20 protein-coding genes, 4 tRNA genes and 1 other RNA gene are annotated in these 23,640 nt (G+C 53.3%); 20 read left to right on the forward strand and 5 right to left on the reverse strand.

The genetic code is table 11. The annotated features are described in order from the left end of the window. Window positions 1-57 precede the first annotated feature (57 nt). The 18 genes from rho (at window position 58) to ACX1CU_RS01110 (ending at window position 15,382) form a co-directional block, all read left to right on the forward strand. The gene (rho, locus tag ACX1CU_RS01025) at window positions 58-1,317 is read left to right on the forward strand and encodes a transcription termination factor Rho (RefSeq protein ID WP_021181558.1); all 1,260 of its coding nucleotides are present in this window, start codon (window positions 58-60) and stop codon (window positions 1,315-1,317) included. 287 nt (window positions 1,318-1,604) lie between these two features. Further along, window positions 1,605-2,702, forward strand: a complete 1,098-nt coding sequence (gene wecA / locus ACX1CU_RS01030) for a UDP-N-acetylglucosamine--undecaprenyl-phosphate N-acetylglucosaminephosphotransferase (RefSeq protein ID WP_459400817.1) — start codon at window positions 1,605-1,607, stop codon at window positions 2,700-2,702. Between the two features lie 20 nt (window positions 2,703-2,722). After that, a complete protein-coding gene (gene wzzE, locus ACX1CU_RS01035) occupies window positions 2,723-3,775 on the forward strand; it encodes an ECA polysaccharide chain length modulation protein (protein WP_459400818.1) in 1,053 nt (350 codons plus the stop codon). Between the two features lie 83 nt (window positions 3,776-3,858). Continuing rightward, on the forward strand, window positions 3,859-4,989 hold the full coding sequence (gene wecB / locus ACX1CU_RS01040; RefSeq protein ID WP_459400819.1) for a non-hydrolyzing UDP-N-acetylglucosamine 2-epimerase: 1,131 nt from the start codon (window positions 3,859-3,861) through the stop codon (window positions 4,987-4,989). Further along, a complete protein-coding gene (gene wecC / locus ACX1CU_RS01045) occupies window positions 4,986-6,248 on the forward strand; it encodes a UDP-N-acetyl-D-mannosamine dehydrogenase (protein WP_459400820.1) in 1,263 nt (420 codons plus the stop codon). The genes wecB and wecC overlap by 4 nt, the downstream gene beginning before the upstream one ends. Further along, the gene (gene rffG / locus ACX1CU_RS01050; protein ID WP_459400821.1) at window positions 6,245-7,309 is read left to right on the forward strand and encodes a dTDP-glucose 4,6-dehydratase; all 1,065 of its coding nucleotides are present in this window, start codon (window positions 6,245-6,247) and stop codon (window positions 7,307-7,309) included. The genes wecC and rffG overlap by 4 nt, the downstream gene beginning before the upstream one ends. A 66-nt stretch (window positions 7,310-7,375) precedes the next feature. Continuing rightward, window positions 7,376-8,257 (forward strand): glucose-1-phosphate thymidylyltransferase RfbA, encoded by an 882-nt coding sequence (gene rfbA, locus ACX1CU_RS01055; protein ID WP_459400822.1) that lies wholly within the window; start codon window positions 7,376-7,378, stop codon window positions 8,255-8,257. Next, window positions 8,235-8,951 (forward strand): dTDP-4-amino-4,6-dideoxy-D-galactose acyltransferase, encoded by a 717-nt coding sequence (gene rffC / locus ACX1CU_RS01060; RefSeq protein WP_459400823.1) that lies wholly within the window; start codon window positions 8,235-8,237, stop codon window positions 8,949-8,951. Before rfbA ends, rffC begins: the two co-directional genes overlap by 23 nt. After that, the gene (rffA, locus tag ACX1CU_RS01065) at window positions 8,938-10,068 is read left to right on the forward strand and encodes a dTDP-4-amino-4,6-dideoxygalactose transaminase (protein ID WP_459400824.1); all 1,131 of its coding nucleotides are present in this window, start codon (window positions 8,938-8,940) and stop codon (window positions 10,066-10,068) included. The genes rffC and rffA overlap by 14 nt, the downstream gene beginning before the upstream one ends. A gap of 1 nt (window position 10,069) precedes the next feature. After that, window positions 10,070-11,320 carry a lipid III flippase WzxE gene (gene wzxE / locus ACX1CU_RS01070; protein ID WP_459400825.1) on the forward strand — a complete coding sequence of 417 codons (1,251 nt, stop codon included), beginning with the start codon at window positions 10,070-10,072 and terminating at the stop codon, window positions 11,318-11,320. Further along, the gene (locus tag ACX1CU_RS01075) at window positions 11,317-12,402 is read left to right on the forward strand and encodes a TDP-N-acetylfucosamine:lipid II N-acetylfucosaminyltransferase (RefSeq protein ID WP_459400826.1); all 1,086 of its coding nucleotides are present in this window, start codon (window positions 11,317-11,319) and stop codon (window positions 12,400-12,402) included. Before wzxE ends, ACX1CU_RS01075 begins: the two co-directional genes overlap by 4 nt. After that, on the forward strand, window positions 12,399-13,760 hold the full coding sequence (wzyE, locus tag ACX1CU_RS01080; protein ID WP_459400827.1) for an ECA oligosaccharide polymerase: 1,362 nt from the start codon (window positions 12,399-12,401) through the stop codon (window positions 13,758-13,760). Before ACX1CU_RS01075 ends, wzyE begins: the two co-directional genes overlap by 4 nt. 11 nt (window positions 13,761-13,771) lie before the next feature. After that, window positions 13,772-14,512 (forward strand): lipopolysaccharide N-acetylmannosaminouronosyltransferase, encoded by a 741-nt coding sequence (gene wecG / locus ACX1CU_RS01085; RefSeq protein ID WP_459400828.1) that lies wholly within the window; start codon window positions 13,772-13,774, stop codon window positions 14,510-14,512. A gap of 204 nt (window positions 14,513-14,716) precedes the next feature. Continuing rightward, window positions 14,717-14,793 (forward strand) — tRNA-Arg (locus ACX1CU_RS01090). 65 nt (window positions 14,794-14,858) lie between these two features. Then, window positions 14,859-14,934, forward strand: a tRNA-His gene (locus ACX1CU_RS01095). Between the two features lie 46 nt (window positions 14,935-14,980). Then, window positions 14,981-15,067: transfer RNA gene (locus ACX1CU_RS01100), tRNA-Leu, on the forward strand. A gap of 75 nt (window positions 15,068-15,142) precedes the next feature. Then, window positions 15,143-15,219, forward strand: a tRNA-Pro gene (locus ACX1CU_RS01105). A gap of 33 nt (window positions 15,220-15,252) precedes the next feature. Next, window positions 15,253-15,382, forward strand: a non-coding RNA gene (locus ACX1CU_RS01110) — RtT sRNA. A 695-nt stretch (window positions 15,383-16,077) separates the two neighbouring features. Here the strand turns inward: ACX1CU_RS01110 and hemY are convergent. The 4 genes from hemY to hemC are packed head-to-tail and all read right to left on the reverse strand — an operon-like array spanning window position 16,078 to window position 20,100. Beyond that, window positions 16,078-17,271: a protoheme IX biogenesis protein HemY gene (hemY, locus tag ACX1CU_RS01115; protein WP_459400829.1), complete on the reverse strand. Its 1,194-nt coding sequence runs from the start codon at window positions 17,269-17,271 to the stop codon at window positions 16,078-16,080. Window positions 17,272-17,274: 3 nt separating this feature from the next. Next, a complete protein-coding gene (hemX, locus tag ACX1CU_RS01120) occupies window positions 17,275-18,399 on the reverse strand; it encodes a uroporphyrinogen-III C-methyltransferase (RefSeq protein ID WP_459400830.1) in 1,125 nt (374 codons plus the stop codon). A 22-nt stretch (window positions 18,400-18,421) separates the two neighbouring features. Further along, window positions 18,422-19,162: a uroporphyrinogen-III synthase gene (hemD, locus tag ACX1CU_RS01125; protein ID WP_459400831.1), complete on the reverse strand. Its 741-nt coding sequence runs from the start codon at window positions 19,160-19,162 to the stop codon at window positions 18,422-18,424. Then, entirely contained in the window at window positions 19,159-20,100 is a 942-nt protein-coding gene (gene hemC, locus ACX1CU_RS01130; protein ID WP_459400832.1) for a hydroxymethylbilane synthase, read from the reverse strand. The genes hemD and hemC overlap by 4 nt, the downstream gene beginning before the upstream one ends. Before the next feature lie 302 nt (window positions 20,101-20,402). On the opposite strand from hemC, the gene ACX1CU_RS01135 reads away from it, so the two are divergent. Further along, entirely contained in the window at window positions 20,403-22,958 is a 2,556-nt protein-coding gene (locus tag ACX1CU_RS01135; protein ID WP_459400833.1) for a class I adenylate cyclase, read from the forward strand. A 41-nt stretch (window positions 22,959-22,999) separates the two neighbouring features. On the opposite strand, the gene cyaY is transcribed toward ACX1CU_RS01135, so the two are convergent. Next, window positions 23,000-23,320 carry an iron donor protein CyaY gene (cyaY, locus tag ACX1CU_RS01140; protein ID WP_459400834.1) on the reverse strand — a complete coding sequence of 107 codons (321 nt, stop codon included), beginning with the start codon at window positions 23,318-23,320 and terminating at the stop codon, window positions 23,000-23,002. 78 nt (window positions 23,321-23,398) lie between these two features. Between cyaY and lptM the strand changes: the two genes are divergently transcribed. Then, window positions 23,399-23,572 carry an LPS translocon maturation chaperone LptM gene (gene lptM, locus ACX1CU_RS01145; RefSeq protein WP_459400835.1) on the forward strand — a complete coding sequence of 58 codons (174 nt, stop codon included), beginning with the start codon at window positions 23,399-23,401 and terminating at the stop codon, window positions 23,570-23,572. Window positions 23,573-23,640: the final 68 nt, after the last annotated feature.

Consider the following 23,640-nt stretch of genomic DNA (forward strand, 5'->3'; position numbering starts at 1 on the left):
GCCATACCATTCACGATATTAGTTCGAGACATACCCCGAGTTTAAGAACCCACCACTATGAATCTTACCGAATTAAAGAATACGCCGGTTTCTGAGCTGATTACTCTCGGCGAAAATATGGGGCTGGAAAACCTGGCCCGCCTGCGCAAACAGGACATTATCTTCTCAATACTTAAGCAACATGCGAAAAGCGGAGAAGATATCTTCGGCGACGGCGTGTTGGAGATATTGCAGGACGGATTTGGTTTCCTCCGCTCTGGAGACAGTTCCTACCTCGCCGGTCCTGATGATATCTACGTTTCCCCCAGCCAAATTCGCCGCTTCAACCTCCGCACAGGTGATACCATTTCCGGTAAGATTCGTCCGCCAAAAGAAGGCGAGCGTTATTTTGCTCTGTTGAAAGTCAACGAAGTTAACTACGACAAACCGGAAAACGCCCGTAACAAGATCCTGTTCGAAAACCTGACGCCGCTGCACGCCAACTCCCGTCTGCGGATGGAACGCGGTAATGGTTCAACAGAAGATCTGACTGCTCGCGTACTGGATCTGGCCGCCCCGATTGGCCGTGGTCAACGTGGCCTGATCGTGGCACCGCCGAAAGCTGGTAAGACCATGCTGCTGCAAAATATTGCACAAAGCATTGCTTACAACCATCCAGACTGCGTGCTTATGGTGTTGCTGATCGACGAGCGTCCGGAAGAAGTGACCGAGATGCAGCGTCTGGTAAAAGGCGAAGTTATCGCTTCTACCTTCGATGAGCCCGCCTCCCGCCACGTGCAGGTTGCAGAAATGGTGATCGAGAAGGCCAAACGCCTGGTCGAACACAAAAAAGACGTTATCATCCTGCTGGATTCGATCACCCGTCTGGCGCGTGCCTACAACACCGTGGTACCTGCTTCTGGCAAAGTGCTGACCGGTGGTGTGGATGCTAACGCCCTGCATCGTCCGAAGCGTTTCTTCGGTGCGGCACGTAACGTTGAGGAAGGCGGTAGCCTGACCATCATCGCTACCGCGCTGGTGGATACCGGTTCCAAAATGGATGAGGTTATCTACGAAGAGTTTAAAGGTACCGGTAACATGGAATTGCACTTGGCGCGTAAAATCGCCGAGAAGCGTGTGTTCCCTGCTATCGATTACAACCGCTCCGGTACCCGTAAAGAAGAGTTGCTCACCACATCTGAAGAACTGCAGAAAATGTGGATCCTGCGCAAGATTATTCACCCAATGGGCGAGATCGACGCGATGGAATTCCTCATTAATAAGTTGGCAATGACCAAAACCAATGATGAATTCTTCGACATGATGAAGCGCTCATAATTCAGTAAAAAATATTCGAGGAACGCCACGCCTAGTCGTGGCGTTTTTCGCTTTTGGCGGATACGATAAGTAGCAGTGAAAAGAACGTAAGTGTTTCTTACGGCTTACTGAGAATTTATCTTATTTACACCTGTTTTTGACGTTAATACGTTGAAGTAAGAAATGACTTGGGCATGGATGAATGTATATGCCTGTTGTCATAAGAAATGACTGAAAGGTCGCTTTGCATATGGTGCGTTTTTTTACCCATGTTAAGCTGCCTCATCTTCTTCAGAGATTTGTTAACTGTGAACTTACTCACTATGAGTACTGAAATTCTTTTTGTTTTCCTGTTCTCTCTGGCTTTTTTATTTGTTGCCCGCAAGGTAGCAAAACGGATAGGTTTGGTTGATAAACCTAATTATCGCAAACGTCATCAGGGCTTGATCCCGCTTGTTGGCGGCATTTCTGTTTACGCAGGTCTCTGCTTTGCTTTCCTGATTTCTGACCAAACGATTGCCCACGGTAAACTTTATCTCGCTTGTGCGGGAGTATTGGTGTTTGTCGGTGCTTTGGACGATCGTTTTGATATCAGCGTTAAAATACGTGCCACAGTTCAGGCTTTGGTTGGCATAGCCATGATGGTGTTTGCTGGCCTCTACCTGCGCAGCTTTGGCTATGTGTTCGGTGGTTGGGAAATGCTGTTGGGGCCGTTTGGCTATCTGGTTACCCTGTTTGCTGTCTGGGCGGCTATCAATGCGTTCAACATGGTCGATGGTATTGACGGGTTGCTGGGGGGGCTCTCCTGCGTGTCGTTTGGCGCGCTAGGAGCACTGTTATATATGAGTGGTAACACTGCGCTCGCTTTCTGGTGCTTTGCCATGCTGGCCGCTATCGTCCCCTACATTCTGCTTAACCTCGGCATACTGGGCCGACGGTACAAGGTATTTATGGGGGATGCTGGCAGTACGCTGATTGGTTTTACGGCTATTTGGGTACTGCTGCAAAGTTCCCAAGGGCCGAGTCATCCTATCAAACCGGTTACTGCGCTGTGGATTATTGCTATTCCGTTGATGGATATGATAGCGATCATGTATCGTCGTCTGCGTAAGGGCATGAGTCCGTTCTCTCCCGATCGTCAGCACATCCATCATCTGATTATGCGAGCAGGCTTTACGCCGCGTCAGGCTTTTGTTCTGATTACGCTGGCCGCTGCGATTCTGGCGGCGATTGGCGTGCTTGGCGAACGTCTGACTTTCATCCCTGAATGGGTAATGTTGGCACTATTCTTGCTTGCTTTTTTCTTCTATGGCTATTGCATCAAACGTGCATGGCGTGTCGCGCGTTATATCAAACGAATGAAACGCCGTATTCGACATGCAACGAACAATAAGCAAGTACCTTAACCTGAGGCTTTTGGGCAGAGATGACTCCAGAAACAACGTCTGAAAAAAATACCCCGGTGGTCGATAATGAACTCGATATCCGCGGTTTGTGCTGTGCGCTGTGGCGCGGTAAAAAATGGATTATCGGTTTTGCGGTGCTGTTTGCCGTTATCGCACTGATCGTCTCCTATCTGGTCAAACAGGAATGGAGCGCGACGGCGATCACCGACAAGCCAACGGTTAACGCGTTGGGGGGATATTATTCGCAACAGCAGTTCCTGCGTAACCTCGATATGCGCACCGTGCCAGCAGTGGCGGGCGATAGACCAGGGATTGCCGATGAAGCCTATAATGAATTCATCATGCAGTTGGCGGCCTATGACACGCGCCGTGATTTCTGGCTGCAAAGTGACTACTACAAACAGCGCCAGGAAGGGGATGCGCGTGCTGATGCGGCATTGCTCGACGATCTGATTAACAATATTCTGTTTACCCCGCGTGATGACAAGAAAGTGCTTAACGACGGCGTGAAGCTGACGGCAGAAACAGCGCCGGATTCCAACCGCTTGCTGCGTCAGTATGTGGCGTTTGCCAGCCATCGGGCCGCACAGCATCTGAATGAAGAAATTCAGGGTGCCTGGGCGGCGCGTACCACGTCGATGAACGCGCAGGTCAAACGTCAGGAAGCGGTCGCGGATGCGGTTTACCAGCGTGAGTTAAAAACCGTTCAGCAGGCATTGAAAATTGCTGAGCAGCAGGGAATTAGCCGCAGCCAGACCGATACACCTGCGGAACAATTACCGGACTCCGATTTGTTCCTGTTGGGCAAGCCGATGCTTCAGGCTCGTCTGGAAGGGCTTCAGGCTTCTGGTCCAACGTACGATCTGGATTACGATCAGAACCGCGCCATGCTGGCAACGTTGAACGTTGGCCCGACGCTGGATGCCAAGTTCCAGACTTATCGCTATCTGCGCACGCCGGAAGAACCCGTAAAACGTGATAGCCCGCGCCGCGTATTTTGGCTGATTATGTGGGGTGCAATCGGTGCCCTGGTTGGCGCTGGTGTTGCTTTGGCGCGCCGGCCACGTAATTAAAAAAGACCATTATTTCGCTGATGGGTGCTTTAGCACCCAGTTTGCAGGTTCGCCTGCGGTTCACCGACCAAAAGAGATTCGCTGTGAAAGTGTTGACTGTTTTTGGCACCAGGCCGGAAGCCATCAAAATGGCTCCCTTGGTACATGCTCTGGCTCAGGATGCAGCCTTTGAATCAAGAGTCTGCGTTACGGCACAGCATCGTGAGATGTTGGATCAGGTATTGCGTCTGTTTGAAATAGTACCGGACTACGACCTGAATATCATGAAACCTGGTCAGGGGCTGAGTGAAATCACCTGCCGCATTCTGGAAGGGTTGAAAGGTGTTCTGGAAGATTTCAAACCCGATGTGGTGCTGGTTCACGGTGATACCACTACCACCATGGCGACCAGCCTGGCGGCGTTTTATCAGCGTATTCCTGTTGGGCATGTGGAGGCCGGTCTGCGTACCGGTGATCTCTATTCTCCATGGCCTGAAGAGGCAAATCGTAAGCTGACTGGCCATCTGGCGATGTACCATTTTGCGCCGACCGAAAATTCACGCTCGAATCTGCTGCGGGAATCGCTGCGTGATGACCATATTTTTGTCACGGGCAATACGGTGATTGATGCGTTGCTATGGGTTCGCGATCGTGTCCTGGGTGACGAAGTATTACGTAATAGTCTTGATCAGCGTTATCCCTTCCTGGATGCCAACAAGAAGTTGATCCTGGTGACCGGCCACCGTCGTGAAAGCTTCGGCGGTGGATTCGAGCGCATATGCAGCGCTCTGGCAGAAATTGCCCGCCAGCATCCAGAAGTTCAGGTGGTTTACCCTGTACACCTTAATCCTAATGTCAGCGAGCCGGTCAATCGAATCCTGAAAGGCATCGACAACATTGTGCTGATCGATCCGCAGGATTACCTGCCATTCGTTTATCTGATGACCCACTCTTATATGATTCTGACCGACTCTGGCGGCATTCAGGAAGAGGCACCGTCGCTGGGTAAACCGGTGTTAGTGATGCGTGATACCACCGAGCGGCCGGAAGCCGTCGATGCCGGAACGGTGCGTTTGGTGGGGACGGATGTGACAAGAATTGTCGATGAAGTGACTCGGTTGTTGACGGATGAAAACGAATATCACGCCATGAGCCGGGCGCATAACCCCTACGGTGACGGGCATGCCTGCCAGCGTATCCTCGAAGCTTTAAAGAATCATCAGGTGATACTATGAGTTTTAACACTATTTCAGTTATTGGCCTGGGTTACATCGGTCTGCCAACGGCGGCGGCGTTTGCTTCCCGCAAGAAAAAAGTGGTTGGTGTAGATGTTAATCAGCATGCGGTAGACACCATCAATCGTGGTGCGATTCATATTGTGGAACCCGATCTGGACCGAGTGGTGAAGGAAGCGGTTGACGGGGGATTCCTGCAGGCAGTGACCAAACCGCTGGCGGCAGACGCTTTCCTGATTGCGGTACCCACCCCGTTCAAAGGGGATCATGAGCCCGATCTGGCCTATGTTGAAGCGGCGGCCAAGTCATTGGCACCGGTGCTGAAAAAAGGCGATCTGGTGATTCTGGAGTCTACCTCACCGGTGGGCGCGACTGAACAAATGGCGCAGTGGTTGGCCGAAGCGCGCAGCGATCTCAGCTTCCCACAGGATGCTGGTGAGCAGGCTGATGTCAATATCGCCTATTGCCCTGAGCGCGTATTGCCGGGCCAGGTGATGGTTGAACTGATCCAGAACGACCGTGTTATCGGTGGTATGACGCCTAAATGTTCCGCGCGCGCCAGCGAGCTGTATAAGATTTTCCTTGAAGGTGAATGCGTTATCACCAACTCGCGCACCGCTGAGATGTGCAAATTGACGGAAAACAGCTTCCGTGATGTCAACATCGCGTTTGCTAACGAGCTGTCGCTGATTTGTGCCGATCAAGGAATCAATGTGTGGGAACTGATCCGCCTGGCTAATCGCCATCCGCGCGTCAACATCTTGCAGCCGGGCCCTGGCGTTGGTGGGCACTGTATCGCCGTTGACCCATGGTTCATCGTGGCGCAAAACCCGCAGCAGGCACGCCTGATCCACACCGCGCGTCTGGTTAACGATGGTAAACCGCTATGGGTGGTTGAACGCGTTAAAGCGGCGGTGGCCGACTGTCTCGCAGCAACCAACAAGCGTGCTTCCGAGGTGAAAATTGCCTGCTTTGGCCTGGCGTTCAAGCCCAATATTGACGATCTGCGTGAAAGCCCGGCGGTAGAAGTGGCACACCTGATTGCGGACTGGCACGTAGGTGAAACTCTGGCGGTGGAACCGAACGTTGAGCAATTGCCAAAGTCTTTGGCTGGCCACGTGACGTTGAAAGATGTTGCCAGTGCGCTGCAACAGGCTGACGTGATCGTGATGCTGGTCGATCATAAAGAGTTCAAGGCGATTAAGCCGGAAGAAATTAAACAATCCTGGATTGTTGACACCAAAGGAGTTTGGCGTTGAAACGTATTTTAGTTACCGGCGGTGCCGGTTTTATCGGTTCAGCCGTGGTAAGACACATCATCAGCAGCACTGCCGATAGCGTAGTGGTGGTGGATAAGCTTACCTATGCGGGCAATCTGGAGTCGTTGGCTGGGGTGGCTGATAACGAGCGTTATGCTTTCGAACAGGTTGATATCTGCGATCGCGCCGCGCTGGATCGGGTATTTGCCCAGTATCAGCCCGACTTTGTGATGCATCTGGCGGCAGAAAGCCACGTTGACCGTTCCATTGATGGCCCGGCGGCGTTTATTGAAACCAACGTGGTGGGGACCTACACCATGCTGGAAGCGGCTCGCCATTACTGGCAGGCACTGGCAGAAGATCAAAAGCAGGGCTTCCGCTTCCACCACATCTCTACCGATGAAGTGTACGGCGATCTGCACGGTACCGATGATCTGTTTACCGAGACTACGCCTTACGCACCCAGCAGCCCGTATTCAGCCTCCAAGGCATCGAGCGATCATCTGGTGCGTGCCTGGTTGCGCACCTACGGGTTCCCAACCGTGGTGACCAACTGCTCCAACAATTACGGCCCTTATCACTTCCCAGAGAAACTGATCCCATTGGTGATCCTGAACGCTATTTCCGGCAAACCGTTACCGGTTTATGGCAATGGTGCACAGGTGCGTGACTGGTTGTATGTGGAAGATCATGCACGCGCGCTGTATCAGGTGGTGACCGAAGGTGTGGTAGGTGAAACCTATAACATCGGTGGGCACAACGAGCGCAAGAATATTGAAGTGGTGCATACCATTTGCGACCTGCTGGAAGAACTGGCACCGAACAAGCCGCAGGGTGTAGCGAACTATCGCGATCTGATTACCTATGTTAAAGATCGCCCTGGTCACGATATGCGTTATGCCATCGATGCGGGGAAAATCGAGCGTGAACTGGGCTGGCTCCCGCAGGAAACCTTTGAAAGCGGCATCCGCAAAACGGTTTCCTGGTACCTGAACAATGAAACCTGGTGGCGCCGTGTCCAAGATGGTTCCTATGCGGGTGAACGTTTAGGGTTAAGTTAATACCCTCTAGATGAACGCGCGGTGTTGAATTGGCACCGCGTTGTTACTGTAAGTTCAGGAGTTATTATGAAAGGCATTATTCTTGCCGGTGGTTCAGGGACGCGTTTGCACCCGATTACTCGTGGTGTTTCTAAGCAACTGCTCCCTATCTATGATAAGCCGATGATCTACTACCCGCTCTCGGTGCTGATGTTGGCCGGGATCCGCGACGTTTTGATTATCTCTACGCCGGAAGATCTGCCATCGTTCCGCCGTTTGCTCGGCAGCGGTGAAGAGTTTGGGATCAATCTCAGCTATGCAGAACAGCCGAGTCCAGACGGCCTGGCGCAGGCATTTCTGATCGGTGAAGAATTTATTGCCGGTGAGCCGACCTGCCTGGTGCTGGGAGATAATATCTATTTCGGTCAGAGCTTTAGCCCGAAACTGAAAAATGTAGTAGCTGGTTTGCAGGGCGCGACAGTATTCGGTTATCAGGTAATGGATCCAGAACGTTTCGGCGTTGTGGAATTCGACGATAACTTCCGCGCGCTGTCGATTGAAGAAAAGCCAGCCAAGCCGAAGTCCAATTGGGCGGTTACGGGGCTCTATTTCTACGACAACCAGGTAGTGGATTTTGCCAAACAGGTGAAACCATCGCCACGTGGTGAGCTGGAAATCACCAGCATCAACCAGATGTATCTGGAGCGCGGTGAATTGAGCGTTGAGCTGTTGGGCCGTGGCTTTGCCTGGCTTGATACCGGTACTCACGACAGCCTGATTGAGGCCAGTACCTTTGTGCAGACGGTGGAAAAACGCCAAGGGTTCAAGATTGCCTGTTTGGAGGAAATCGCCTGGCGTAACGGTTGGCTGGACGATGAAGGCGTAAGACGTGCAGCTCTGGCGCTGGCTAAAACCGGCTACGGCAAATACTTACTGGATTTACTGCATGTCCGCCCGCGCCAATATTGAGCCTTTGGGCTGGGAAAGCGAATTTTTCCATATTTCCAGCGCCAAGCTGCATTTTGACGATGCAGCACCACGGCTCAGTGATGCGGAATTAGATGCTTTTGCGCTGGTGCAGGCCAAAATACCAGCACAACGCCTCGATTTAGCCGATGCATTGACTGAGCATGGTTTTCAGCTGGTAGAAGGTGAAGTCGATTTAGCACTGGTGGTTGGCACGGAAAATGCTTCATTATCGGCGGTGCGCACGGCTATTCCTGATGATATCCCGGTATTGCGGGCGGCAGCGGCCAGCGTATTCGCCGCCAGTCGTTTTCGCGCTCCTTGGTATGGGCAGCAGGACAGCGGGCGATTTTACGCCACCTGGATTGAAAAAGCGGTACTGGGGACCTTCGATCATCAGTGTTTATTAGTGCTGGGAAGCGATGGGCAGCCAGAAGGTTTTGTCAGCCTGCGTGATATCGGCCAGCAAGAAGCCCGAATTGGTCTACTGGCCATTTTCCCAGGTGCGCAAGGAAAGGGTGCCGGTTCACGGCTGATGGCTGCCGCGATCGCCTGGTGTCAGCAGCGCGAGCTGCAACGCCTGTGGGTTGCGACCCAGATGAGTAATATTGCCGCGTTACGGCTCTATCAACGGCACGGTGCCATCATAGAAAGCACCGCGTATTGGTTCTACAGAGGTTTACATGATTCCATTTAACGCACCACCGGTTGTTGGCACCGAGCTCGATTATATGCAGGCTGCAATGAGCAGCGGTAAACTCTGTGGTGACGGCGGTTTTACGCGCCGCTGCCAGCAATGGATGGAGCAGCATTTCGGCAGCCCGAAAGTGCTGCTGACGCCTTCTTGCACCGCTTCACTGGAAATGGCCGCCATCCTGCTGGATATCCAGCCGGGTGATGAAGTGATCATGCCGAGCTTCACCTTCGTTTCTACTGCGAACGCCTTTGTGCTGCGTGGTGCGGTGGTGGTGTTTGTCGACGTGCGTCCAGACACCATGAATATCGATGAAACCAAAATCGAAGCCGCGATTACCGAGAAAACCCGCGCTATCGTGCCAGTGCACTATGCCGGCGTGGCCTGCGAGATGGACACCATCATGGCGCTGGCAAAGAAACACAACCTGTTCGTGGTTGAAGATGCCGCGCAGGGCGTGATGTCGACTTACAAAGGCAAAGCGTTGGGGACTATCGGCCACATCGGTTGCTTCAGTTTCCATGAAACCAAAAACTACACCGCTGGCGGTGAGGGCGGCGCAACGCTGATTAACGATCCGTCGCTGATCGATCGTGCGGAAGTGATTCGCGAGAAGGGCACCAACCGCAGCCAATTCTTCCGCGGTCAGGTTGATAAATACACCTGGCGCGATATTGGCTCCAGCTATCTGATGTCTGATCTGCAGGCGGCTTATCTGTGGGCGCAATTGGAAGCCGCAGAAGAGATTAACCAGCGTCGCCTGAAACTGTGGCAGAACTATTACGATGCGTTCAAGCCGCTGGCGGATGCGGGCCGTATCGATTTACCGGTGATCCCTGAGGGTTGTGTACACAACGCTCATATGTTCTACGTCAAACTCAAGGACGTTAAGGATCGCACGGCGTTTATCGATTACCTGAAGGAAGCCGAGATCATGACGGTATTCCATTACATCCCACTGCACGCCTGTCCGGCGGGTGAGAAGTTTGGCCGTTTTGCTGGTGAAGACCGTTTCACCAGCAAGGAAAGTGAGCGTCTGGTGCGCCTGCCGCTGTTCTATAACATGTCCGATGTCAATCAGCGTACGGTGATCACGACTATCCTGAGCTTCCTGGCCTGATATGTCGCTGGCAAAAGCATCGATTTGGACCGCCGGTTCCACGCTGATAAAAATTGGCGTGGGGCTGTTAGTAGTCAAAATGCTGGCGGTGGCTTTTGGCCCCAGCGGTGTCGGGCAAGCGGGTAATTTCCGCCAGTTGATTACCGTGCTGGGCGTGCTGTCCGGTGCCGGGATTTTTAACGGCATCACCAAATATGTGGCGGAATATCACCAGGATCCACAGCGGCTGCGTATGGCGGTGGGTACCGCCTCCAGCATTGTGCTGGGTTTTTCGACCCTATTGGCGCTGGTATTCCTGTTTGCCGCCGAGCCGATTAGCCGTGGGCTGTTCGGCCATGCCGACTATGTGAACGTAGTACGAGCATTAGCGTTTATCCAAATGGGTATTGCTTACGCCAACCTGTTTTTGGCCATTCTGAAAGGTTACCGCGATGCCATGGGCAACGCGGTAGCGGTGATCGCTGGTAGCCTGATCGGCGTGGTGGCCTTTACCTTGTGCTTTAAGCTGGGCGGCTATGAAGGTGCGTTGGCCGGTTTGGCTCTGGTCCCTGCGCTGGTGGTGCTGCCTGCCGGTTTCCTGCTGTGGCGGCGTAAGATGCTGCCGTTGCGCTATCTGGCGCTGGCGTGGGATAAGGCGCTGGCTAGCCATCTTGGCAAGTTCACCATCATGGCTCTGATCACCTCTGTGACTCTGCCGGTCGCCTATGTGATGATGCGTAACCTGCTGGCAGCGCATTACAGCTGGGACGAAGTGGGTATCTGGCAAGGGGTAAGCAGTATCTCCGATGCTTATCTGCAGTTTATTACCGCATCGTTCACCGTTTACCTGCTGCCAACGCTATCGCGCCTGAAGGAAAAAAGCGCCATTGCGCAAGAAATCGTGCGGTCGCTGAAATTTGTATTACCTGCGGTGGCCACCGCCAGCTTGGCCGTATGGTTGCTGCGTGATTTTGCGATCTGGCTGCTGTTCTCCGAAAAGTTTGTCGCGATGCGCGATCTGTTTGCCTGGCAACTGGTCGGTGATGTGCTGAAAGTCGGCTCTTACGTTTTCGGCTATCTGGTGATCGCCAAAGCATCTCTGCGTTTTTATATTCTGACGGAAGTCAGCCAGTTTGCCTTGCTGACGCTGTTCTCGCACTGGCTTATCCCGCAGCATGGAGCGTTGGGTGCGGCACAGGCCTATATGGCAACCTACATCGTGTATTTCGCGCTCTGTAGCTGCGTATTTATCCTCTATCGTAGACGAGTATGATCACACTGATTCACGTACTGGGATCTGATATCCCGCATCATAATCATACGGTGCTGCGCTTCTTTAATGACGTGCTGGCTGAGCGCTTGCCCTCTGAACAGGTTGGCCATTTTATGGTGGCCGCCAAGGATGCTGCGGCGTTGGGCTCGTTTCCTTCACTGAAGGTGGAAACCTTTCCAGGCAAGAAAAGCCTGGCGGAGGCGGTGATCGCTCGCGCTCAGGCCGACCGCCAGACTCGCTTTTTCCTGCACGGCCAGTTTAATGCGGCGCTGTGGCTGGCGTTGCTGAGCGGTAAAATCAAAGCGCATCAGGTGAGTTGGCACATCTGGGGTGCCGATCTTTACGAGAATGCCACCAGTTGGAAATTCCGGCTGTTCTACATCCTGCGCCGCATTGCGCAGGGGCGGGTCAGCCATGTGTTTGCTACGCGTGGCGATCTGATCCACTATCAGCAGCGCCATGCGCGCGTTCCGGCTTCATTGCTGTACTTCCCGACGCGTATGGATCCTCAACTCACCGGCATCGAGGTGCAGAAAAACAGCGCTGGGCCGTTGACCATTCTGCTGGGGAACTCAGGTGATCGCACTAACCGCCATATAGAGGCGCTGAAGGCGATTCACCAGCAGTTTGGTAGCGATGTACGGGTGATTGTGCCGATGGGCTATCCTGCCAATAACGAGGCTTATATTGAGCAGGTGCGTGCCGCCGGGTTGGCGTTGTTCAGCGAAAAGAATCTGCAACTGTTGACACAACAAGTGGCGTTCGATGATTACCTGAATATTTTGCGCGCATGCGACCTTGGCTACTTTATCTTTGATCGGCAGCAGGGCATTGGCACCCTGTGTCTGTTGATACAATTTGGCGTGCCGTTTGTGCTCAGCCGTAAAAACCCGTTCTGGCAGGATTTGGCGGAGCAGCATCTGCCGGTACTGTTTTATGGCGATTCGCTGGATGAAGCGATCGTCCGCGAGTCACAGCGTCAGTTGGCGTTGGTGGACAAGCATTCGATAGCCTTCTTTAATCCGAACTACGTTGATGGCTGGCAGCAGGCATTGGCGCAAGTGGCGGGAGAAAACCCATGACGCTGGCTCAATTTGGCGGGTTGTTTGTCGTCTATCTGATTGGGGCACTGTTTGTGCTGACGCTGACCTATCAGGAGTTCCGACGCGTTCGTTTTAATTTTAACGTGTTCTTTTCCCTACTCTATCTGTTGACGTTTTACTTTGGTTTCCCGCTGACTTGTCTGCTGGTATTCCAGTTTGATGTTCAGGTGGTGCCTGTCGAATTCCTGCTGTACGCCATTCTTTCTGCGACCTGTTTCTACGCGATCTATTACGTCAGCTATAAAACCCGGTTGCGCAAGCGCAGCAGCCAACAGCATAAGCCGATATTTACCATGAACCGGGTGGAAACCCACCTCACCTGGATGTTGCTGGCGCTGGTGGCCATTGGTACTGTTGGCATTTTCTTTATGCAGAACGGTTTCCTGCTGTTCAAACTGAACTCCTACAGCCAGATCTTCTCCAGCGATGTGTCAGGAGTGGCGCTCAAGCGCTTCTTCTACTTCTTTATCCCGGCGATGCTGGTGGTTTATTTTCTCAAGCAGGATGTGCGCGCCTGGTTCTTCTTCCTGGCAGCGACGGTGGCCTTTGGGATCTTGACCTATGTGATCGTGGGCGGTACCCGTGCCAACATCATCATCGCTTTCTCGCTGTTCCTGTTTATTGGCATTGTGCGTGGCTGGATTTCCCTGTGGATGCTGGTGGCCGCTGGGGTGTTCGGTATTGTCGGCATGTTCTGGCTGGCGTTGAAACGCTACAGCCTGGATGTCAGCGGCCCTGAAGCGTTCTACACTTTCCTGTATCTGACGCGCGATACTTTCTCGCCGTGGGAAAATCTGGGGTTATTGCTGCAGAATTACGACAAGATCGATTTCCAGGGGCTGGCACCGATCGTGCGTGATTTCTATGTGTTTATCCCTACCTGGCTATGGCCGGGGCGGCCCGATCTGGTGCTGAATACCGCCAACTACTTTACTTGGGAAGTGTTGGATAACCATTCCGGCCTGGCGATCTCCCCCACGCTGATTGGCTCGCTGGTGGTGATGGGCGGGGTGCTATTTATCCCACTGGGTGCCATCGTGGTGGGTTTGATCATCAAGTGGTTTGACTGGCTGTATGAAATGGGCAAAAGCGAGCAGAACCGCTTTAAAGCGGCAATTTTGCAGGGTTTTTGCTTTGGTGCGGTGTTTAATATCATCGTATTGGCGCGTGAAGGGGTGGATTCCTTCGTTTCACGCGTCGTGTTCTTCTGCATCATTTTTGGTGTCTGCCTGATTCTGGCCAAATTGCTGTACTGGCTGTTTGATATCGCTGGGCTGATCAAGGCACGGATAATACGTAAACGCACAATGGTGCCCTCTGCTGGCAGCCTTCTGTAAAGGTAATAACAATGGAAGCAAACATTTCGGTTCCCAAGTATGTGTTACGTGGCTTCAGCCTGTGGGGATTCCGTGACATGGCGCAGTGCATGGATTTTCTGTTTGACGGTGGCCGGGTAAAACAAGGCACGCTGGTCGCGATGAACGCGGAAAAAATCCTTAAGGCGGAAACCGATCCTGCGCTGCATGCCTTACTGGATGAGGCGGAGTATAAGTATGCCGATGGCATCAGCATGGTGCGTTCGATCCGCCGTAAATATCCTGGCGCAGAGGTTTCCCGCGTGGCAGGGGCCGATCTGTGGGAAGCCCTGATGCAACGCGCCGGGCAGGAAGGCACACCGGTGTTTCTGATCGGTGGCAAGCCTACGGTACTGGCAGAGACCGAGCAGAAACTGCGTAGTCAGTGGAATGTGAACCTGGTGGGCAGCCAGGATGGCTACTTCACACCTGAACAGCGTGAAGCGTTGTTTGAACGCATTCGTTCCAGCGGGGCCGCGATCGTGACGGTAGCCATGGGATCGCCAAAGCAGGAAATATTTATGCGGGATTGCCGCAAAGTGCATCCACAAGCGCTATATATGGGCGTAGGCGGCACCTATGACGTGTTTACCGGCCACGTGAAGCGTGCGCCCAAGATTTGGCAGAATCTCGGTTTAGAGTGGCTCTATCGCTTGCTCAGCCAGCCGAGTCGTATTGGCCGTCAGCTCAAGTTGCTCAAATTCGTTGGCTACTACTATACCGGCAAGATGTAATCTTCAGTGCTTTTGCCAAGAGGCAAAACATGGCATCAGCCTGAAAAACGTATGAAAAGTCGGCGTTAACCGTTGGAAAGGGGTGACAGAGGCCCCTTTCCTGCGCAGGAGTGAGCAAAGCGTAATCAAACACAACATTTCTGCGAAAAAGCACTAGACAGGATTGGTTTAAAACCGTAGTATCCCCACCCGCAACGGCGCTACGCGCCCGTAGCTCAGCTGGATAGAGCGCTGCCCTCCGGAGGCAGAGGTCTCAGGTTCGAATCCTGTCGGGCGCGCCATTAAGTTTGTGCGCAGGAGCTGCGGTGGTATGATTACCGCGTGAAATAGTAGTGATGAAGTAATGGTGGCTATAGCTCAGTTGGTAGAGCCCTGGATTGTGATTCCAGTTGTCGTGGGTTCGAGCCCCATTAGCCACCCCACTTTACCTAGGGTAAAGTAAAGAGTTAAAAGCTGTTTTGTGACCGTGCGAAGGTGGCGGAATTGGTAGACGCGCTAGCTTCAGGTGTTAGTGTTCTTACGGACGTGAGGGTTCAAGTCCCTCTCTTCGCACCACACAAAATGTCTGATAAGTTTTAATATTTACATAGACATAAGCTTGAAGATTCAGTAGTATCAGCAACAAGAAATCGGCGAGTAGCGCAGCTTGGTAGCGCAACTGGTTTGGGACCAGTGGGTCGGAGGTTCGAATCCTCTCTCGCCGACCAATTTTAAGAAACCTGCTTTATAAGCAGGTTTTTTTACGCCTGAAGTTTAAGAGGATGAGCACCTCCGAAGGAGGTTTGAGCCGAGCGAAGCGAGACAACGTTGCTTTAGCAACGGCCCGCAGGGCTCGCATCGAAGATGTGAGTCATCCTCTCTCGCCGAGCAATTTCAGAAAAGCCCGTTCAGCAATGAACGGGCTTTTTGCTTTCTGCGATTATATTTTCGTCCTTTGGCCACTACTTCGCTTTTTGTTTTCCCTCTATTACGACGTTGTTTCTCGCCATGTTGTTTTTCGACGACAACGGCACCTATCGTTGTCGTCAGTTTGAGACGTTTAATTTATTGATTTTAATGAATAAAAACCAATTTTCTTTATGGCGTCGTGTTAAGGCGACAGATTGGCGCGAGAGTAAAAATACCCAATGGACAGGTGGGAATGAGGTGATCAATGCGTAAAATTAAAATCCTTTAAATTCAATTGGATAGTTTGTTTTTTATGATTCCGTGTAAGTTGGCACGCGAAGTGCAATATCTATCTCGTAGATGCTCATTCCATCTCTTATGTTCGCCTCTGGCTTCATAAACCCAGGAATGATGCAGAGCCAATTTTAGGGTGCCTATTGTCCACCAGAACGATGAAAGCAACTGCTTCATCACACTCCGGGCATAACGTTGAGTGAGGCACCACCCCTGTTGTTCTAGACCTGATTGCTTCTTATGCACTTGCCTTTATGGCAAGTGTTTTTTTTTGCCTTTAGCTTCTGAGTTCACGACATGTATTAGAGAGAGGGTGAAAATTAAGCCGAAAAAAAACGCGACCCAATGCAGTGGCCGCGTTCTGATGGTATGAAAGAGAAGGCTTACTCGCCGTTTTGTTTCAGCGTCAGCATCAGCCCTTCGCGGCGCATCTGCGCGGCCTCATCAGGGCGGTGGAGTTTTTCCAACGCATCAGCCAGCCAGGCGTAGTCATAGGCATCAGGGCGTTGCTTCAGCGCTTCATTGAAGGCATCACTGGCCTGCTGCCATTCGCCATGCTTCATCAGCAACTGACCCAGCGTACTGCTCAGCAACGGGGTCGCCCCGTGTTGCTTGATCTGCTGGCGCAACGCTTTTTCCAACTGTTCCGGGTTACCAGACTTGATGCGTGGGATCAGTAAGACCAGGCGTTCATCATATTGGCGTTTCAGACTGTTGAGCACGATATCCTGTGCCAGTTCATGGTCATCACATTCAATAAGGTGTTCCACCATCGCCACCTGCAGCGGGACTTCATGGCGTGTTTTGCGGCTCTGATCTTTCCACCAGAGTTTCAGGCCATCACTCCCTCCATCTGCCATCGCCTGGTTCATCAGGCCGATATAGGCTTGCTGCTGTAATGCCTGCAGTTCGTCTTCGGTGTGCAGGTTGATTTTGCTCATCGAAGGCAGGATTTCCAGCAATGACGCATAAGCTCCGGTTTGCAGATAAGCTTGCTCAGCCAGCCGCAGCACTTCCGGGTGACGAGGCGCCTGATTCAGCAGGCGATCGACGCCGTGGCGTGCTGCATGTGCTTCGCCCTGAGCCAGTTGGATACGCACACGGGTAATGTCTACCGGCAGCTGATCGGTGTCGGCCACTTCGGCCGCACGTTCCAGATACTGGTTGGTTCTGAAATCATCACCGCGCTGCTGTGCCGCTTCAGCCGCCAGCAGATAGTTCACCACCGGTTGCTCTGCATGATCGGCATTACGTGTCAGCAGTTTTTCGACCTGTTTGTAGTCACCTTCTGCCAGCTTGATGAACGCGGCTTTGGTCTGCTTGCGCGCACGGTTGCGTTTGCGGCCAAGGAACCAGCCACGGGTACGGGCACCGGTGTGGAAGATACGGCGCAGGATCCATTCGATCACAAACAGCACCATGAACAGCAGGATCACCATGATCACCAGGCCGGTGACGCTGGTTTCAACGTTGTAGTTGTCGGTCTGGATCAGCACATAGCCTTGATGGCCGGCCAGCATTGGCCCTACCACCACGCTGGCGATCAGCACCAGGAACAGGAATAACACGCGTAACATGGCTTATCCCTCCTGGTGAGTGGCAGGCGCCTGGGCTAACAGATTGCGTACCCGGGTCTGCATCAGTTTTTCCAACAGCGGCTGGCTCTTCAGCTGTTGTGGCACATCCATGGAAATCGACTGTTGGCTAAGATTGTCCAACTCATCCAGGAAGGCTTTGGTGACCGGATCGGTGGTATCGAAGTAGGCGCGTACCCAGGTAGAAACGGTTTCCAGCGACTGTTTATACACTTCGTTCTGATGACGAGGGATCGCCTGTGCCGCCACCAGCAGGCGCGAACGGATATTTTCACGCAGATAGATATCCTGGTTCGGTGCCAGCAGCGGTTCCGCATTGGTATCACGGCGGCGGATGGTGACGAAGTCAGCCATAAAGTTGTGCCAGCTCTTAGTCAGGTTCTGGCGCCATTCGCTCAGTGAACTGGAAAGCTCACTGCTGTCTTGGTCCATCGGCGTTTCGTCTTTGTTGTTATCCGCCAGGCGCAGGTTATCTACCTGGTTGGAAAGCTGATTTACCTTTAGAATAATGCCGTCAAAATCCACTTGGGCAACGGCGGAGAGTGAGCCGATATCTTCAGTGATGGCGCGGCGAATGTCGATCAGGCTGGGATCGTTCATCTCTGCCAGGCTGGCGTCGGCACTTTTGAGCAGCGTGGCCGCGGTGGTGACATCCTGATCGCTCCACAGCTTACGGCCAGCCATTTTCACCAGGAAGTCGGCCTGGGCCAGCAGCCAGGTTTTGGCATCGCTGCCGGAAATCGTGGTGACTTTCTCCTGCAATTCATTCAACTGGCGAGCCAGGGTGGTTTGCTCGTGATCGGTAGCATCCAGCGTTTTAGCCTGCTGCTGCATTAACGCTTCCAGCGCATTTTTCCCCTGCAACTGGCTTTGTCTTAGCTCGGTCAACTGCTGCACCAAGGCTTGGTTGGCTGCGATCAGCGCCTGCGCCTGTTTGTGCGTGTGGTAATAGCCGCCAACACCCAGTGCGATGACCAGCACGATAGCGATCGCACCCAGTACCGGGCCGGTACTTTTACCTTTACGGTGGTCAGCGTCTGGTTGTTGGGGGCTCTTGACCGCAAGGGTTGGCTCTTCAACCGGGGCGGATGGAGTGTTTTGTTCCGTCATAGTGGCACATCCCATAGTCTGGTTATTGTAGCGCGCGCATCAGCGCGTCATTATCAGCATTATCAGCTACCCGAATCGAGCTCCAGCCCAATTCTTGCGCGAGGGTCGCCAAACGTTCACTGACGACTATCAGGTGGCAGCGTAACAGCCATGAAGAACGATAGTAATCAGGAACTAAAGTATAGAGCTGTTGTAACATTTCACCGCTGGTCACTACCAGCGTATTGACACCGGCACGCTGCCAGTGGGCACTCTGTTCTGTGCCATCATAGTGAACCGGGCTGCGTTGGTAGCATTCATAATAGCGGACAGTGGCACCGCGCTCACTCAGCGTGTCACCCAGCAGCTCGCGGCCACCGTTGCCACGCATGATCAACGCCTGTTTGCCCGCCAGTTTCTGCAAGGCCGGCAGCAGCAATAGCGTTTCGCTGATTTCACGTTCGCGCGGATACTCTACCGGCAGGCTGCTGATACGATGCATCGCCAGCGCGGTGGTGCGGCCTATCGCATAATAAGATAAGTGGGTAGGCCATTGAAGCCCGGCACGGTTGATCACTGAATTGGCATAGCTGACGGCGTGCTGCGACAGCACGAACACCAGATCGCCTGCGCTCAACTGGGCCAGCGCATCGGGCAGCTTAATCAGATCCGCTCCTGGGGCAAAATCGATCAGCGGCGCATGGTAGGCAACCCGGCCGAGTGCGCGCAGGCGGCCCACCAGCTGTTCTCCTGCCGGAGAAGGGCGGGTTACCAGAATGGTCATGCCGGGGGATTTCCCTGATAAACGTCATGCAGGATTTCACGGGCACCAGCGGCCAGCAGCTCTTCTGCCAGTTCAACGCCCATCTGCTCGGCCAGAGCGGCCGGGCCGCGGCGTTCACCGCGCACCATCTTGCTGCCGTCTGGCGCACCGACCAGCGCACGTAACCACAGTTGATCGTCTTCCAGCTCAGCGTAGCTGCCGATCGGCACCTGACAGCCGCCTTCCAGCCGGGTATTCATCGCCCGTTCAGCACGAACGCGGATTTCTGTGGCGCGATGGTTGAGCGGTGCGAGCAGGGCGCGGGTAACGTCGTCATCAAGGCGGCATTCAACACCTACCGCACCTTGGCCGACGGCGGGCAGCGATTCTTCTGCACTTAGCGGGCAACGGATTCGTTGCTCCAACCCCAAGCGTTTCAACCCGGCGACGGCCAGAATAATGGCGTCGTAATCGCCGTTATCCAGTTTGGCCAAGCGAGTGCCTACGTTGCCGCGCAGATCGCGCACGATCAGATCTGGGCGACGTTCACGCAGCTGGCACTGGCGGCGCAGGCTGGAAGTACCCACTATACTGCCCAGCGGCAGTTGATCGAGAGAAGCAAAACGGTTGGAGACAAAGGCATCGCGCGGATCGTCGCGCTCGCAAATGGTCACCAGCCCCAAGCCTTCAGGGAAAGCGACTGGCACATCCTTCATGGAATGCACGGCGATATCCGCTCGGCCCTCCAGCAGAGCCAGCTCAAGTTCTTTGACGAACAGGCCTTTACCGCCGACTTTAGCCAGCGGCGTATCCAGAATAATGTCGCCGCGAGTCACCATCGGCACCAGTTCTACCTGCAGGCCAGGGTGGCTTACCATCAGACGCTGTTGCACATAATGCGCTTGCCACAGTGCCAGTGGGCTTTGTCGGGTGGCAATTCGAATAATTTTGTCTAACATGCTGGTTACCGTTTTTATAATTCGCCGTCCATCCTACCACTGAGCACGAAAACTGTCAGTGCCAGAAGCCACAGGCGGAGAAAGGACAACGGAATCAATGAGACGTGAGGGAGTGTTAGGGCTGGGCAAATCGTTTAAAGAGGCGCGAGAGTAAGTGTGTCGCTTTACCTCCTTTACGGTCAATCGGCAAGGTGTTAGATTGATCACGTTTCCAGCAATAAGTCGTCAAATATTCTTCTAAACTCAAGACGCGGATGGAATACGGGTTTTTTTCAAGTACCAGGATAATCAGGCGAGACGTCTTGTACCTCTACATCGAGACACTGAAACAGAGACTGGATGCGATTAACCAATTACGTGTTGATCGTGCCCTGGCGGCCATGAAGCCCGCGTTCCAACGGGTGTATAGTCTGCTGCCTACCTTACTGCACCACCACCATCCACTGATGCCGGGTTACCTCACGGGTAACGTTCCCCACGGTGTATGTCTCTACGCCCCTGATGAAACCCAAAAAGACTATATTACGGATTTAGAAGACAAATGGGGTAGCCCGTTTGAGCAAATGGCTTGCGGTGAACTGCCGATCACTGGCGTTTACACCATGGGCAGCACCTCGTCGATCGGCCAGAGCTGTACCTCGGATCTGGATATCTGGGTGTGTCACCAATCCTGGCTCGATAACGAAGAACGTAACCGTTTACAGCAGAAATGCAGTCTGCTGGAAAAGTGGGCGGCATCGATGGGGGTGGAGGTCAGCTTCTTCCTGATTGACGAAAACCGTTTCCGCCATAACGAAAGCGGCAGTTTGGGTGGTGAGGACTGTGGTTCTACCCAACATATTCTGTTGCTTGATGAGTTTTACCGTTCTGCGGTTCGTCTGGCAGGGAAACGCATCCTGTGGAACATGGTGCCGGGTGAAGAAGAAGCGCATTACGATGAATATGTCCTGTCGCTGTATGCGCAGGGGGTATTAACGCCGAATGAATGGCTGGATCTCGGCGGGTTGAGCACGCTGTCAGCCGAAGAATACTTCGGTGCCAGCCTGTGGCAGCTGTACAAGAGCATCGATTCGCCTTACAAAGCGGTGTTGAAAACGCTGTTGCTTGAAGCCTATTCGTGGGAATACCCCAATACGCAACTGTTGGCGATGGATATCAAACAGCGCCTGCATCAAGGGGAGATCGTCTGCTTTGGCCTCGATGCCTATTGCATGATGCTGGAACGCGTCACCCATTATCTGACACAAATCAACGATACCACCCGCCTCGATCTGGTCCGCCGCTGTTTCTATCTGAAAGTCTGCGAAAAGCTGTCACTGTCCAAAGCCTGCGTCGGCTGGCGGCGAGAAATTCTTGGTCAGTTGGTCAGCGATTGGGGCTGGAACGAAGAGCGCCTGGCGATCCTGGATAATCGTGCCAACTGGAAGATCGAGCGCGTCCGCGAAGCCCATAACGAACTGCTGGACGCGATGATGCAAAGCTATCGCAATCTGATCCGCTTTGCCCGCCGTAACAACCTCAGCGTCAGCGCCAGCCCGCAGGATATCGGGGTTTTGACCCGCAAGCTGTACGCCGCATTTGAAGCGCTGCCGGGTAAAGTGACGTTGGTGAACCCGCAGATTTCGCCGGATCTTTCGGAAAACGATTTAACCTTTATTCACGTACCTGCGGGCCGCGCTAACCGCACCGGCTGGTATCTGTATAACCAGGCTCCGGCCATGAGTGCTATCGTCAGCCATCAGCCGCTGGAATATAACCGCTACCTGAACAAGCTGGTGGCCTGGGCCTATTTTAACGGCTTGCTGACGCCGCAGACCCGTTTGCATATCAAGAGTGGTGATATCTGCGACCCTGCCAAATTGCAGGAACTGGTCGCTGATGTGGCACATCATTTCCCGCTGCGCTTGCCAGCCCCGACGCCGAAAGCGCTGTACAGCCCTTGTGAAATTCGCCATCTGGCGATTATCGTCAACTTGGAAAACGACCCGACAGCCGCCTTCCGCAATCAGGTGGTGCATTTTGATTTCCGCAAACTGGACGTGTTCAGCTTCGGCCAGCAACAGCAATGCCTGGTCGGCAGTATCGATCTGCTGTACCGCAACTCGTGGAACGAAGTGCGTACCCTGCATTTCAGCGGTGAACAGTCGGTGCTTGAAGCGTTGAAAACCATTCTCGGCAAAATGCATCAGGATGCCGCACCGCCAGAGTCGGTAGAGGTGTTCTGCTACAGCCAGCACCTGCGTGGCCTGATCCGTACCCGTATTCAGCAGTTGGTTTCTGAGTGCATTGAGCTGCGTCTTTCCAGTACTCGCCTCGAACCGGGCCGTTTTAAAGCGGTGCGCGTTGCCGGGCAAACCTGGGGGCTGTTCTTTGAGCGCCTGAGTGTGTCGGTGCAAAAGCTGGAGAACGCGGTGGAGTTTTACGGCGCCATTTCTCACAACAAACTGCATGGCCTGTCGATCAAGGTGGAAGCCGATCAGGTGCATCTGCCAGCGGTGGTGGATGGCTTTGCCAGCGAAGGGATCATCCAGTTCTTCTTCGAAGACACCAAGGATCAGAAAGGTTTTAACATCTATATTCTGGATGAGTCAAACCGGATTGAGGTCTATCACCACTGTGAAGGCAGCAAAGAAGAGCTGGTGCGCGACGTCAGCCGCTTCTACTCTTCATCGCACGATCGTTTTACCTACGGTTCCAGTTTCATCAACTTCAACCTGCCGCAGTTCTATCAGATTGTGCAAATCGATGACCGTACCCAGGTGATCCCATTCCGCAGTAATACCTTATCGAGCCTGTGTGTCACGCTTTCTGACGGTAATACCGTCCAGCCTCTAAAACAGCAATTCCAACTGCATTAATCTTGTTAGAGGGCGCGATGATTCGCGCCCCTCGGTAGCACTCAGCCAAAACTGACCGTTTCCCCTGCCTGAGCGCTGGCGGCTTCGCTAAGCAATGCATAGAATTCACGATCGCTGCGATCGCAGAACCAGGCACCGTCGCGGTGGTTAAAGTGATAACCTCCGGTTTTGGTGGCCAGCCATACCTGATGCAACGGCTCCTGGCGGTTGATGACAATCTTGGTACCGTTTTCGAAGCTCAGCGTCATGACGCCGCCGTTAGTTTCGTAATCGATGTCCGCATCGCCGTCAAAATCATCCAGTGTCTGTTCAATATCAAGCATCAGTTGGTCGGCTAACTGGTGAAACTCGCTGTCGTTCATATTCGATTCCTATTGCTTTTCATGATCCACCTGCGATTATAGTGAGCTTGGACGCATGAATTACAGGCATTAATGCAAATGAAAAAACAACTACGCTATGCGCTGATGGCCGTTCTGCTGGCCGGGCTCTCTGGTTGTGGTCTGAAAGGCCCGCTGTATTTCCCACCTAATGACAAGCCAGCAGCACAACCGACGACAAATGCTGATAATGTAGGCAAAAATCAACAACAAGCCGCTGGCACTCAGCAATAACCGTCGATGAGCAACCAGTCACAACCTACTTACGGTGACCGAGGTCACCGTGGATGTCAGACGGATAG

It is taken from the genome of Serratia sp. D1N4, from assembly GCF_054552755.1.